The 14150-nt window shown below is 66.1% G+C and carries 11 protein-coding genes and 1 tRNA gene; 8 read left to right on the top strand and 4 right to left on the bottom strand.

The annotated features are described in order from the left end of the window. The coding region (locus QOC76_RS31090) for a glutaredoxin family protein (protein WP_526363856.1) at positions 1–152 on the bottom strand (152 nt) is incomplete at its 3' end. 99 nt (positions 153–251) lie between these two features. Between QOC76_RS31090 and QOC76_RS31085 the strand changes: the two genes are divergently transcribed. The 3 genes from QOC76_RS31085 (at position 252) to QOC76_RS31075 (ending at position 3111) form a co-directional block, all read left to right on the top strand. Next, a complete protein-coding gene (locus tag QOC76_RS31085) occupies positions 252–2432 on the top strand; it encodes a UvrD-helicase domain-containing protein (protein WP_526363852.1) in 2181 nt (726 codons plus the stop codon). 104 nt (positions 2433–2536) lie between these two features. Continuing rightward, positions 2537–2704 (top strand): hypothetical protein, encoded by a 168-nt coding sequence (locus QOC76_RS31080; protein ID WP_526363850.1) that lies wholly within the window; start codon positions 2537–2539, stop codon positions 2702–2704. Between the two features lie 134 nt (positions 2705–2838). Next, complete coding sequence (locus tag QOC76_RS31075) at positions 2839–3111, top strand: WhiB family transcriptional regulator (protein ID WP_526363848.1); 273 nt, start codon at positions 2839–2841, stop codon at positions 3109–3111. 48 nt (positions 3112–3159) lie between these two features. On the opposite strand, the gene QOC76_RS31070 is transcribed toward QOC76_RS31075, so the two are convergent. From QOC76_RS31070 to QOC76_RS31060, 3 genes are read right to left on the bottom strand one after another with little or no spacing between them, the layout of a single operon-like run. Next, positions 3160–4494 carry a macrolide-binding ATPase MABP-1 gene (locus QOC76_RS31070; RefSeq protein WP_526363846.1) on the bottom strand — a complete coding sequence of 445 codons (1335 nt, stop codon included), beginning with the start codon at positions 4492–4494 and terminating at the stop codon, positions 3160–3162. A 42-nt stretch (positions 4495–4536) separates the two neighbouring features. Beyond that, entirely contained in the window at positions 4537–5382 is an 846-nt protein-coding gene (locus QOC76_RS31065) for a TOMM precursor leader peptide-binding protein (protein ID WP_526363854.1), read from the bottom strand. Between the two features lie 52 nt (positions 5383–5434). Continuing rightward, positions 5435–6826, bottom strand: coding sequence for a zinc-dependent metalloprotease (locus QOC76_RS31060; RefSeq protein ID WP_526363844.1), 1392 nt, complete (start codon positions 6824–6826; stop codon positions 5435–5437). Positions 6827–6919: 93 nt separating this feature from the next. Between QOC76_RS31060 and QOC76_RS31055 the strand changes: the two genes are divergently transcribed. From QOC76_RS31055 to QOC76_RS31035, 5 genes are all read left to right on the top strand, one after another. Then, entirely contained in the window at positions 6920–7942 is a 1023-nt protein-coding gene (locus QOC76_RS31055) for a YlbL family protein (RefSeq protein WP_526363842.1), read from the top strand. A gap of 79 nt (positions 7943–8021) precedes the next feature. Then, positions 8022–11030: a UPF0182 family membrane protein gene (locus QOC76_RS31050; RefSeq protein WP_526363840.1), complete on the top strand. Its 3009-nt coding sequence runs from the start codon at positions 8022–8024 to the stop codon at positions 11028–11030. Between the two features lie 212 nt (positions 11031–11242). Further along, a complete protein-coding gene (locus tag QOC76_RS31045) occupies positions 11243–12925 on the top strand; it encodes a putative bifunctional diguanylate cyclase/phosphodiesterase (RefSeq protein WP_526363838.1) in 1683 nt (560 codons plus the stop codon). A gap of 16 nt (positions 12926–12941) precedes the next feature. Then, a tRNA-Met gene (locus QOC76_RS31040) sits at positions 12942–13015 on the top strand. Between the two features lie 626 nt (positions 13016–13641). Beyond that, a partial coding sequence (locus tag QOC76_RS31035; protein WP_526363836.1) for an alpha/beta fold hydrolase occupies positions 13642–14150 on the top strand: 509 nt, incomplete at its 3' end.

The following is a 14150-nucleotide window of genomic DNA, read 5'->3' as shown; positions in this document are numbered from 1 at the left end:
ACCGACATCACGAATTCCGCACCGGCGGGGTCGCTTTCGATGTCGACCTCGGTGTAGCCGATCCCTTCGGCCTTCAGCGCGGTCTTGAGCCGGAAACAGTAGCCACACCACGACGTGGTGTACATGGTGAGCTGGGCGTCGCTTGCTGTCATAACGATTTCAACGTATCCGAGCCCGGCGAAATTCTGTAATCCGGGCCACGCGGCTCGCAGGTCCCGGCAATGTCGGTGCGCACTGACATGATGGAGCCCATGTCTGTCGACTCCGCGCACGTGAGGAGCGAAGAAAGTGCCGCGCATGTGAGGAGCGAAGAAAGTGCCGCGCGCACGAGGAGCGACTCAGACGCCACGCATCTCGACGAGCTGGACGACGAGCAGCGCGAGGCGGTGCTGGCCGCGCGTGGGCCGGTGTGTGTCCTCGCCGGTGCGGGTACCGGCAAGACCAGGACCATCACCCGGCGCATCGCGCATCTGGTGACATCCGGACATGTCGCCGCGGGCCAGGTGTTGGCAGTGACGTTCACCCAGCGCGCAGCCGGTGAAATGCGTAGCCGGCTGCGCGCGCTGGACGACGGGTCCGGCACCGGATCCGTGCAGGCGATGACGTTTCACGCCGCGGCCCGTCGTCAGCTGCAGTACTTCTGGCCGCGAGTGGTCGGTGACACCGGCTGGCAACTGCTTGACAGCAAGTTCTCCGTGGTCGCCCAGGCCGCCAGCCGGGCGGGGATGCAGGTCAGCACCGACGACGTGCGCGACTTGGCGGGCGAAATCGAATGGGCGAAGGCGTCGCTGATCAGCCCCGAGGACTATCCGGCCACCGTCGCCAAGGTGGGCCGTGACATCCCACTCGACGCCGCCAAGGTGGCGGGCGTCTACGCCGGATACGAAACGCTCAAGGCGCGCGGCGACGGTGTGGCGCTGGTGGATTTCGACGACCTCCTGCTGCACACGGCGGCCGCGATCGAGAACGACGCGGCGGTGGCCGAGGAGTTCCGCGACCGCTACCGCTGCTTCGTCGTCGACGAGTACCAGGACGTCACCCCGCTGCAGCAGCGGGTACTCAACGCCTGGCTCGGTGAGCGCGACGACCTGACGGTGGTCGGCGACGCCAACCAGACCATCTACTCGTTCACCGGCGCCACCCCGCGGTATCTGCTCGATTTCTCGCGGCGCTTCCCCGAGGCCGCGGTGGTGCGGCTGGAACGCGACTACCGGTCGACCCCGCAGGTGGTGTCGCTGGCCAACCAGGTGATCGCCGCGGCCCGCGGCCGGGTGGCGGGCAGCAAGCTGCACCTGATCGGTCAGCGGGATCCGGGGCCGAAGCCGTCGTTCGCTGAGCATTCCGACGAGGTCGCCGAGGCCGCGGCGGTCGCGAAGAAGATCACCCGTCTCATCGAGAACGGCACTGCGCCGTCGGAAATCGCTGTGCTGTACCGGATCAACGCCCAGTCGGAGGTGTACGAGGAGGCGCTGACCGCAGCGGGCGTCGCGTTCCAGGTACGCGGGGGGGAGGGGTTCTTCAGCCGTCAGGAGGTCCGGCAGGCGCTGCTGGCGATGCAGCGCGCGGCGGAACGGGGCGCCGACGCGCCCGGCGATGAATTGCCGCCCTTGGTGCGCCAGTTGCTCGAACCGCTCGGATTGACGGCCGAACCACCGTCGGGGACGCGGGCCCGCGAGCGGTGGGAGGCGCTGACAGCGCTCGCCGAGCTCGTCGACGATGAAGTGGCGCAGCGCCCTTCGCTCGATTTGCGTGCGCTGGTCGTCGAGCTTCGGCAGCGCGCCGACGCGCGGCACCCACCCGTCGTGCAGGGCGTCACCCTGGCCTCGCTGCATGCGGCGAAGGGTTTGGAGTGGGACGCCGTGTTCCTCGTCGGTCTGGCGGACGGAACTCTGCCCATCTCGCATGCGCTGGCGCACGGACCCGAGAGCGAGGCCGTCGAAGAAGAGCGCAGGCTGCTGTACGTCGGAGTCACAAGGGCCCGAGTGCATTTGACGCTCAGCTGGGCGCTGGCGCGCAATCCCGGCGGCAGGCAGGGGCGGCGTCCGTCGCGCTTCCTCAACGGCATCGCCCCGAACTCACAGGCCGACACCCCGAACAAGCCGCGAAAGCCGCGCGGCCCGACCCCGCGGTGCCGCGTCTGCAACAACGCTCTGACCACACCGGCGGCTGTCATGTTGCGCCGCTGCGAAGGCTGCCCGTCGGACCTCGACGAGCAACTGCTCGCCGATCTCAAGGACTGGCGGCTGCGCACCTCCAAGGACATGAGCGTGCCCGCGTATGTGGTGTTCACCGACAACACGTTGATCGCGATCGCCGAAACGCTGCCGACCGACGAGGCCGCGCTCGTCTCGATACCCGGCATCGGCGCCCGCAAGCTCGAGCAGTTCGGACCCGACGTGATTGCGTTGGTCAAAGGCCGCCAGTCGTCGTAAAGATCGCGCCAAAACCGCAGGTCAGAAAATTGGTTGTGGTAAATGCCTGCTACGCTTAGCCTCAAAATCACACCCGAGCGGACGAGAGGAGGGTTGCTGCGATCATGGCGATCATCAATACATTCACCGGCGTAAGCTTTGCCGGCATGGCGCAGACCCTCCATGTCCCGGCAATCGGTGCCGCGGCCCATTCCGCTGCCGCTGCGATTACGCCGCGTAAGCCGCGTACCGCCACCGCGATTGTCGCGTCCGTGAATCGGGGCAACATCTAGCAAGCCCAGAAAGCCGAATGGCCACGGACCCGAAATCACCGGATCCGTGGCCAAAGTTTTTGGGACACCCCCGAACACCTGGTCACAGATCCAAGGAAAACGAAGATCATCGACCAGGAAGTAGGTGAACGGACATGTCTGGCCCTCTGACATGCCGAAAGAGGACGCTACCGGCCGTGCCGTGCCATGTCGGCGATCCCGACCTGTGGTTCGCGGAAAGCCCCGTCGATCTCGAGCGTGCCAAGACACTGTGCGCAGCCTGCCCGATTCGACGGGAGTGCCTGATCGCGGCGCTGGACCGCAACGAGCCGTGGGGCGTTTGGGGTGGGGAGATCCTCGAACGCGGCACGATCGTCGCGCGCAAGCGGCCACGTGGGCGTCCACGTAAGGAACCGGCAGCCGCCTGAAACGGCTGCCGGTTTCCGGCGTTTCGCAAGAGCGAGAAGCGCTAAGGACTAAGACGCCTCTTCGGCGAAGCCCGGAACCAGTTCGGTGGCAAGCCTTCTCGTCGGAATGTAGGCATCGAGCTGGCAGGAGATCGCGACGTTGGAGGCGATCACCCGCATCGGGATCGCCAGCTTGGCGGGAATATCCATCTGGCGCGCGGCCCTGATCTGGCCGGCCGCGCGATCGATGTTGACGGCGGTCATCTTCTGTAGCCACTTACGGGTGTAGTGGAAAACCTCGACCTCGAGGGGCTCGACATATTGGCGCAGCATGTCGTCGAGTTCGCGGGTCGACACCTGCTCGCCCTTCTGAATGAAGCCGATCTTCTCCATCGTCGGCAGCAGGTTTTCGTAATCCCTGTTGAGCGCGAAGCGCGTCGCCATGCCCAGTTCGGGCGGAATGCCCCCGGGCAGCGGCGCAACGGCGCCGAAGTCGATGACGCCCATCTTGTCGTCGGGCAGCAGCATGAAGTTGCCCGGGTGCGCGTCGCCGTGCATCATCTGCAGCCGCCGCGGCGCGTCGTAGGTCAACTCGAACAGCCTGGAGCCCATGAGGTCGCGCTGCTCCTGCGTGCCCTCGCGGATGATGACGGACATCGGGATGCCCTCGATCCACTCCTGGATGACGACCTTGGGCGCGCTGGCCACGATGTGCGGCACCACGAAATGCGGATGTCCCTCATAGGCTTTGGCGAACGCGCGCTGATTGTCGGCCTCCAGCCGGTAGTCGAGCTCCATCTCGGTGCGCTCGACCAACTCGTCGACGACCCCCTGCACATCGGCGCCGGGGGAGACCTGCTTGAGCACCTTGACCATCCGCTGCATGGTCTTCAGATCGGCGCGCAGCGCCTCGTCGGCGCCGGGGTACTGGATCTTGACCGCGACCTCGCGCCCGTCGGACCACACCGCCTTGTGCACCTGACCGATGCTGGCCGACGCCACGGGCTTGTCCTCGAACGACGAGAACCGTTCGCGCCATTTCGTACCCAGCTGACCGTCCAGCACGCGGTGCACCTTGGCGGCGGGCAACGGCGGGGCTTCGCGCTGCAGCTTGGTCAGCGCCTCGCGGTAGGGCTTGCCGTACTGCTCGGGGATCGCGGCCTCCATGACCGAGAGCGCCTGGCCGACCTTCATCGCGCCGCCCTTGAGCTCGCCGAGCACGGTGAACAGCTGCTGGGCCGCCTTGTCCATCAGCTCCGCGTTGACCTCGTCTCTCGACTTTCCGGTCAGCCGTTTGCCGAATCCGAGCGCGGCGCGTCCCGCCATGCCGGCCCCGAGGCCCGCAAGCTTGGCATTGCGCGCTGCGCCGCCGCGTTTGATGTCGCTCACCCGTCCATCATCCATGAAGTATCTGGGCGTCCGGCCACCGTGTGGCAACAATCGTTTTCAGTTGCACTGGCCGCACCGCGGATGCCGCGACCACCGGCGGGCGACGGTCGAGCCGGTGTTGACGTCGAACTCGAGCGTGGTGTCCAGGGTCGACGGCGGATGCGGCGCGCGGTCCATCCCGACGCCGCCGCGCACCGCGACGATGACCCGGTCGACCTGGTTGAGCGCCAGCGCCGCGGTGGCCAGCACGGTCGCCCGGTCGGCGCTGCCGACGGTGTCGCGTAGCTGAGCGGCGACGGCCGGCCAGCCCGCATCACGGTCGGTGCGGTGCAGGTCCGCACAGCGAAGACAGCTGGTCATGCCGGGCACTACCAGCGGTCCGACCAGACCGGAGCCGTCGCGAACCCGCACCGGCAGGTGCGGTATCCGGGCCGTGTGCAGCTCCCGCAGCATCCGCGGGTCGGCCACCAGTGCGTCCGACAGCACGACGAGGTCGGTGCTCTCGGAGGTGACGGCGGCGTGGGGCTGGCTGCTCTGTTTGATCCTGGCGCCCGAGCAGCGCAGCGCACTGGCCAGCAGGTCCGACAGCGGCCCTCGGCCGTGAATCCGGATCGACGCGGAGCGGGTGCGGGGCCGCGGCATCGCCATCGCAACGCCCGCGTCGACCAATGCGGCAAGCAGGTCGGCCACCGCGGAAGCGTCGACACCGTCGGCCAGCCCGTGCACCTCGGCGTCGGTGGCCCCGCATTGCAGGGCACGCAACAGGTCGCCGAGTCTTGTGGTGGTCATCCCAGACGGCGGACGAACCAGCACCGCGCGCCGAGGATCCCAGCCCACCTGGACCATTCCGTCGGGCCGGGACAGCACCGGCATGGCCGGGTTGAGCGCATAGCGCGTCATCATTCGACCCTGCCACGCATTGCACAGCGGCCAGGAGTTATCCACAGGCCGCGGATCAGTCCTTCTTGTCGTCCTTCTTGTCGCCTTCGCCTTCGCCTTCGCCGTTGTCGAGGTCGCGCACGTCTTTCAGGGCGTCTTCGATGGCGGCGTCGAAGTCGCTGGTGTCGCCGCCGATGACGCGGTCGATGAAGCCGGCCGGTTCGTCGAGGTCCTCCGACGACGGCAGCAGGTCGGGGTGATTCCACACGGCGTCGCGGGCGTCGATGCCTGCGGCCTGGGTCAGCTTCTCCCACAACAGCGCGGCCTCCCGCAGCTTGCGGGGCCGCAGCTCAAGGCCGACCAGTGTCGCGAACGTCTGCTCGGCGGGGCCCCCGGTGGCGCGCCGCCTGCGCAGCGTCTCGCTCAGCGCGGAGGCGCCGGGGATTCGCTCCCCGAGCGCATCATTGACGACGGTCTGCACCCAGCCCTCGATCAGCGCCAGCAGCGTCTCGAGCCGTTCCAGCGCGGCGGTCTGCTCGGGTGTGGCCTTCGGTTCGAAGATGCCCTGGTTGAGCAGCTGCTCCATCTGCGACGGGTCGGTCAGCGACGCCGGGTTGAACCCGGCCGCGAACTCCTCGATCCCGCTCATGTCGATCTTCATGCCCTTGGCGAAGGCTTCGACGGCGTTGAGCAGCTGGCTGGACAGCCACGGCACATGGCTGAACAGACGATGGTGTGCGGCTTCGCGCGCGGCGAGGAACGTCATGATCTCGCTGCGCGGCTGCTCGAGGCCTTCGGAAAGCGATTCGACGGCACCGGGCATCAGCGCGGCGACACCCTTTGGGCCGAGCGGCAGACCGATGTCGGTGGACGTCAGGACTTCCTTGGACAGCTTGCCCAATGCCTGGCCGAGCTGCGAGCCGAAGGCCATGCCGCCCATCTGCGTCATCATCGACAGCAGCGGGCCTGCCATGGTCCTGGCCTCCTCCGGCAGCGCCGAGGCCCACACCGTCGAGATCTGCTCGGCCACCGGGTCGCACAGCCGTTTCCAGGTGTCCAGCGTGTTGTCGATCCAGTCGGTCGGCGTCCACGCGACGGCCTTGGTGGTGCCCGCGGGCAGCGCGGTCACCCCGTCCAGCCAGGTTTCGGCCAGGTGCACGGCATCGCCGATCGCTGCGCTGGTCGCCTCGGGCACAGGCGCGACGAAGCCGATCGCGCTCGACGCCAACTGGCGGGCGAGGTCGTAGTTCACCGGGCCGGACTGCTTGCCGCCGGGTGTCATGCTGCCGGCGCCGCTGAACATCTCACCGAGGCGGCTGAAGATCTGACCGAGTTGGGAGATGTCGAATTCACCGCCGCCGAACGGATCCTGCCCGGAGCCCGAGCCGGACCCCGATTCGGCATCCTTGTTGCGCTTGTCGCGCTCGGGGTCGTCTCCGGGCGAAAAGCCGAAGGGCAGGTCAGCCATGTCCACAACGGTACCCACCAAGGGCGGGTCGCGTCGCGGCCGCCGTCACGCTCTCAGTGAACCGCGTTCGTAAGGCCGTCTACTGTTGCTGGCGTGAATAGGCGGATTTCTACGCTGCTGGTAGCCATGGCGCCGATCGTCGCCTTCGGCGTGCTGCTGGCTCTGGTGACGGTGCCGTACGTCTCGCTGGGTCCCGGCCCGACGTTCGACACCCTCGGTGAGATTGACGGTAAAGAGGTCGTCGACATCAAGGGCGCCGACGTACATCCGACGACCGGACACCTCAACATGACCACGGTGTCCCAGCGCGACAACCTGACGCTCGGACAGGCGCTGACGCTGTGGGTGTCGGGTCGCGAGCAGTTGGTACCGCGCGACCTGGTCTACCCGCCGGATAAATCCAAGGACGAGATCGACAAGTCCAACAACCAGGAGTTCAAACGGTCCGAGGACAGCGCCGAATACGCCGCGCTCGGCTACCTGAAGTACCCGCCCGCGGTGACTGCCGAGACGGTCAGCAAGGACGGGGCGTCGGCGGGCAAGCTCAAAGAGGGCGATGCCATCGACGCCGTGAACGGAACCTTGGTCACCGACCTGGAGCAGTTTCAGGGGCTGATGGCGAAAACCAAGCCGGGCGACGAGGTGGTGCTCGACTTCCGGCGCAAGAACACGGCCCCAGGCGTCACGACGGTAAAACTCGGCTCCGCGCCGGACAAGAAACAGGGCGTTCTCGGTATCGGCGTCGTCGAAGCCCCGTGGGCGCCGTTCACCATCAACTTCAACCTGGCGAACATCGGCGGGCCGTCCGCGGGCCTCGTCTTCAGCCTCGCCGTCATCGACAAGCTGACCACGGGCGACCTCAGCGGAGACAGGTTCGTCGCGGGCACCGGAACCATCAACTCCGACGGCAAGGTGGGCTCGATCGGCGGCATCACCCACAAGATCCTGGCCGCGCACGAGGCAGGCGCGACGGTGTTCCTCGTCCCTGCCGACAACTGCGATGAGGCCAAGTCGGCACATCAAGACGGCATAGACCTGGTCAAGGTGAACAAGCTCGGCGACGCGGTGGACGCCCTCAAGGCGCTTTCTGCCGGTGGCGAAGCATCCCGTTGTTGACCGGGCTGGCTTGAAACGCAGTGCGTAGAGTTGGGGCACCTCAATCAGATGTGCATTGGGCGAACACGGGAGTTGACAAGTGGGTATGCGGCCCGCGGCGAAGATGCCGAAGCTGACGCGACGTAGCCGAATTCTGATCACGGTCGCCCTGGCGGTCGTGTTGCTGTTGCTGATCGGGCCCCGCCTCGTCGACGGCTATGTCGACTGGCTCTGGTTCGGCGAGATGGGCTACCGGTCGGTCTTCGCGACGCAGTTGCTCACCAAGCTCGTCGTCTTCCTCGTGGTGTGGGCGCTGGTCGGTGCCATCGTTTTCGGTGCATTGGCGCTCGCGTATCGCACCCGGCCGGTGTTCGTCCCGACTACCGGTCCCAACGATCCCGTCGCCCGGTACCGCACCGCGGTGATGACGCGGCTGAAGCTGGTGGGCATCGGCGTTCCCGCGGTCATCGGCTTCTTCGCGGGCATTGTGGCCCAGACGTACTGGGAGCGCATTCAGCTGTTCCTGCACGGTGGCGACTTCGGCGTCAAAGATCCGCAGTTCGGCATGGATCTCGGGTTCTACGCATTCGACCTGCCGTTCTACCGGTTGGTGATCAGCTACCTGTTCGTCGCGACCTTCCTTGCATTGATCGCGAACCTGTTGAGCCACTACCTGTTCGGCGGTGTCCGGCTGTCGGGGCGGACCGGTGCGTTGAGCCGGTCGGCGCGTATCCAATTGATCAGCCTGGTCGGCACCCTGATATTGCTCAAGGCGATCGCCTATTGGTTCGACCGCTACGCGCTGTTGTCGAACACGCGCAGCGGTAAGCCGTTCACGGGTGCCGGCTACACCGACATCAACGCGGTGCTGCCCGCCAAGCTCATCCTGATGGCCATCGCGCTGATCTGCGCGGTGGCGGTGTTCTCCGCGGTGGTTTTGCGCGACTTGCGGATTCCCGCGATCGGTGTCGTTCTGCTGCTGCTGTCGTCGCTTGTCGTCGGCGCGGGCTGGCCGCTGGTCGTCGAACAGATCAGCGTCAAACCCAATGCGGCGCAGAAGGAAAGCGAGTACATCAGCCGAAGTATCGCGGCGACCAGGGATGCCTACGGGCTCACCGGCAAGACGGTCACCTACCGCGACTATCCGGGCAATGCGCCTGCCACCGCCCAGCAGGTGGCGGCGGACCGCGCCACGACGTCGAACATCCGGTTGTTGGACCCGACGATCGTCAGCCCGGCCTTCACGCAGTTCCAGCAGGGCAAGAACTTCTACTACTTCCCGGACCAGCTGGCGATCGACCGCTACAACGGGCCCGACGGGAGCCTCCGCGACTACGTCGTGGCCGCGCGTGAGCTCAACCCCGATCGGCTGATCGACAATCAGCGCGACTGGATCAACCGGCATTTCGTGTACACGCACGGCAACGGCTTCATCGCCTCGCCGGCCAACACGGTGCGCGGTGTCGCCAACGACCCCAACCAGAACGGCGGCTACCCCGAGTTCCTTGCCAGCGTCGTCGGCGCCAACGGCAGCGTCATCTCGCCGGGTCCCGCGCCGCTGGATCAGCCGCGCGTGTACTTCGGCCCCGTCATCGCGGGCACGTCGGCCGACTACGCGATCGTCGGCAAGAGCGGCAACGACCGCGAGTACGACTACGAAACCAACACCGAGACGAAGAACTACACCTATAGCGGCAAGGGTGGCGTGGCTATCGGCAACTGGCTGAACCGCTCCGTGTTCGCGGCCAAGTTCTCCGAGCGAAAGCTGGTGTTCCCCAGCCCGATAGGGCCGGACAGCCGAATCCTGTTCAACCGTGACCCCGCCGAACGGGTGAAGGCGGTCGCGCCGTGGTTGACCACCGACACCAGCATGTACCCCGCGATCGTCAACAAGCGGATGGTGTGGATCGTCGACGGCTACACCACGTTGGACAACTACCCGTATTCGGAGCTGACGTCGCTGTCGAGCGTCACCGCCGACTCCAACGAGGTGGCGTTCAACCGGCTGGCGCCCGACAAGCAGGTGTCCTACATCCGCAACTCGGTCAAGGCCACCGTGGACGCCTATGACGGCACGGTGTCGCTGTACGCACAGGACGAACAGGATCCGGTGCTGCAGGCATGGGAGAAGATCTTCCCCGGCGTGGTCAAGCCGAAGAGCGACATCTCGCCCGAACTGCAGTCGCATCTGCGCTATCCGGAGGACCTCTTCAAGGTCCAGCGCGCGCTGCTGGCCAAGTACCACGTCAACGACCCGGTCACGTTCTTCTCGACATCGGACTTCTGGAACGTGCCGCAGGACCCGAACCCGACGGCCAGCAGCTATCAGCCGCCGTATTACATCGTCGCGAAAGACCTTGCGAAGAACGACAAGTCGGCGTCGTTCCAGTTGACGAGCGCGATGAACCGGTTCCAGCGTGACTTCCTGGCGGCCTACATCAGCGCCAGCTCGGATCCCGACACCTACGGCAAGATCACGGTGCTGACGATCCCCGGTCAGGTCAACGGGCCGAAACTGGCCAACAACGCGATCACCACCGATACCGCGGTCAGCCAGGACCTCGGTGTCATCGGCCGCGACAACCAGAACCGGATCCGCTGGGGCAATCTGCTGACGCTGCCTGTTGCCGAAGGCGGCCTGCTCTACGTCGAACCCGTCTACGCCTCACCGGGCGCCGGCGACGCGGCGTCGTCGTATCCGCGACTGATTCGCGTCGCGATGATGTACGAGGACAGGGTCGGGTACGGACCGACGGTGCGTGACGCGCTCACCGAGTTGTTCGGAGCAGGCGCCGACGCCACCGCCACCGGACCGGCGCCCGCGAGCCCACCGGGCGGGAAGCCACCCGCGGCCACTCAATCGGACGGCCAACCCGGGGCGCTACCCAACCAGCAGGGCGTCCCACCCGAGGTGCCATCACCCATCGGGACCGTTCCAACACCGGGCGGACCGACTCAGCTGTCGGCCGCCAAGTCGGCCGCGCTGGCGGATGTGCAAGCCGCGCTCAGTGAGCTGCGCACCGCACAGCAAAGGGGCAACTTCGCGGAGTTCGGCACCGCGCTGCAGCGTCTGGACGATGCGATGAACAAGTACGACACGGCGAAGTAACGCAACAGGGGTTTGCTACCTACCTGAATTCAGGGCAAGATCGCCTTTTGAGGTTTGAGCAAACTAGACCTTTGGGGCGGCGTCGATGGAGAACTGGACGCGATTCGCGTGGAGCCGATTCGCGGCTTTGGGCCGCGTCGGTTGGGTCGGCGTGGGTGTTTTCTCCGTCGCGCTGGCGGTGATGGCCACCTGGGCCCTGTTGTCGTGGGGTCGTGGGATTCATGTCGTATGCGATCGCCGACACCGTCTACCTGTTCCAGTCGGCGGCGGGCACGTATCTGGAGGGCACCTTAATCGATGCGTGCTGGCCGATCGCGTCGCTACTCATCGCCATCGCCGCCTGGCTGCCGTCGTCGGGTAAGAGCCCCCGCCCGAAACCCGGTCTCTCTTCGTATGTTCCGGCGGTCCTGTGCGCTGGTGTCGCGCTGGCCGTGGCCGTGTTGGCCAACCAGACCCGCGTCGCGGTGGCGCTGGCCGCGTTGTCGCTGATCGCGGTCGCATGGCGGTTCGCCGTCACGTTCCGCGACGTCAGTGCCACCGCGGAGGCGCACCGCCAGGCCATGACGGACGACTTGACGGGGCTGCCGAACCGGATGTCGCTGGCGACGACGCTGACGGCCGTTTCGGTCGAGGAGTCCACGGGGTTGTTCCGGTCGCAGACCAGCCGGGCGCTGTTGTTGCTCGACATCGATCAGTTCCGGGAGATCAACTACTTCGCGGGCAGGCATGTCGGCGACCAACTGTTGAATCGTGTTGCGGCACGGCTATCCCGGTCGGTGCGGTCCGGCGACGTGATCGCCCGGACGGGTGCTGACGAGTTTGCGATCCTGTTCGCCGACGGTGTCGACATCACGACTGCGCGGGCGCGGGCGGGAGCGCTGCTGGAAGCGCTGCGTGCGCCGTTCAAGCTCGATCCGATCACGGTGCAGATCGAAGCGTCGGCCTCGATTGCGTTGTTTCCCGACCATTGTGAGCACCCCAACGATCTGTTGAACAGTGTCGAGACGACGATGGGGCACGCCAAGGAGGCGCCCGGCGAGATCGTGGTCTTCGACGCGGGCAGGGTGCGGTCGGAGAAGGACTACGACGACTACCTCGTTGAGGACCTGCGTGCCGCGCTGTCGGGCGGCGAGCTGACGTGCTTCTACCAGCCCAAGATCCGCGCCGACGACGGCCGAGTGCATAGCGTCGAGGCGCTGTTGCGGTGGCAGCATCCACGTCGCGGTCTGCTGCTGCCCGAGGAGTTCCTGCCGACCGCAGAGCGGGCCGGCTTGATGCGCCTGGTCGGCAATTGCGTGGTCAACCTGGCGCTGGGCCAGGTGCGGGCATGGCATGACGACGGCGTCCGGATGACGGTTGCGGTCAACTTGTCGATGGTGAATCTGCTGGACCTGGATCTCGTCGACACCGTCGACCGGCTGCTGACGGCCCATCATGTGCCGCCGGAGGCGCTGATCCTGGAAATCACCGAGGGGACCTTCGCGAACGACTCGTCGCGATCGCGCAAGACGGTGTTCGCGCTGCGGCGCCTCGGGGTGCGGATCTCGCTGGACGACTACGGCACCGGGTGGTCGTCGCTGGCGAGGCTGCAGGACCTGTCGGTCGACGAACTGAAGCTGGACAGGATCTTCGTATCGCGGCTGGCTGAGGACCCGCGGTCGATCGCCATCGTGCGGTCCACCGTGGCGCTGGCGCACAATCTCGGGGCGGACCTGGTGGCCGAGGGGGTCGAAGACGAGGCGACTCTGGCTGCCCTGCGTCGGTATGGCTGCAACATCACCCAGGGCTTTGTGCACACGCCGCCGTTGCCCGCTGACGAGCTGCTTTCCTGGATTGCGCGCTGCACGCCGCAGGTCGCGGTGAGCGATTTGGCGCTGCACCCCCACCTTCGGTAACCTGGCGTTCACCCGTCGCGGGGTGGAGCAGCTCGGTAGCTCGCTGGGCTCATAACCCAGAGGTCGCAGGTTCGAATCCTGTCCCCGCTACTAAAAGGAATCGGCCCCCGGAAATCACTCCGGGGGCCGTTTTCATGCCGTTTGTGAACGGATTTGTGAACATCAGTCTTTGCTGATAATCCTGAGTGCTCTCGAATCGCCCTGGTAGTGCATGCAGAATCGAGTTGTAGTCAACGAATCAAGGTTGCTACGAGCCTAGACAGACCGCAGTGGGCGGTGTTCGAGCGTTAGAGATGTCGCGGGGCCATGGGATGGGTATCAGGCTCCGCCAACCATCCGGAATCCAGCGGACCGACCGGTGCCCAGGGTCTCAGAACCAGGGTTTTGCGAACATGAAGGTTGCGCCGTGGCATCGCGGTCATAGGGTGCGATTTCTGAACTTAACGAGCGGAACACTGCGCTGCGCTCTTGGCGTGAGAGACCGACACTTCGATGCCACGCCCGGGTGGTGGCAGATGGATCTTCAAGCTCGAACCAGCCCGCTCCTCGGCTGCACGCTATTTCGAGTCGCCGTGCCCGCGGGCTAGGTCTGTAACGATCGCGAGGCGACGCCGCCGAACTACAACCCGTTGATCTGCGGACTGTCACAATATTGACGTGGATGTCGGGAGGGTCCGGTACGCCCGCAATGGGGCTGTTCGCCTCGCCTATGGGTGATGGGCGACGGGGAGACGCCGGTGGTCCTGGTTCCCGGCTTTGTCAGCAATGTCGACCTGTTCGACGATCCGACCTGGCAGTTCAACGGCATCTTCGAGCGAATCGGTGCGTCGAGTCGTTTCGTCGCGTGGGATAAGCGCGGCACCGGATTGTCCGATCCGGTGGACCATGTCCCCACCCTCGACGAGAGGATGGACGACCTGCATGCCGTTCTCGACGCCGCCGGTATCGAGAAACCAGCCCTCTGGGGCATCTCGGAGGGCGGACCGATGAGCGTACTCTTCGCCGCCACCTATCCCGAGCGGGTGCGCTCCATGGTGCTCTACGGCACCGTGGCCCGGTTCTCCCAGGAACTTCCCGACGTCCCCTGGGGAGCCCACGCCGGAGCAGTACACCGCGATACTGGACGAGATCGACGCCGATTGGGGGGACGGGGCCTTGGCCGAGATCTTCTTCGGCTCCGTGGCCGACTTGCCCGGTTTCCGGGAGATGTGGGGCAGGCAGCAGC

The organism is Mycobacterium sp., from assembly GCF_032159565.1.
Lineage (GTDB): Bacteria > Actinomycetota > Actinomycetes > Mycobacteriales > Mycobacteriaceae > Mycobacterium.
Note: the sequence above shows the minus strand (reverse complement) of the source record. Positions and strands in the feature narration are given on the sequence as shown.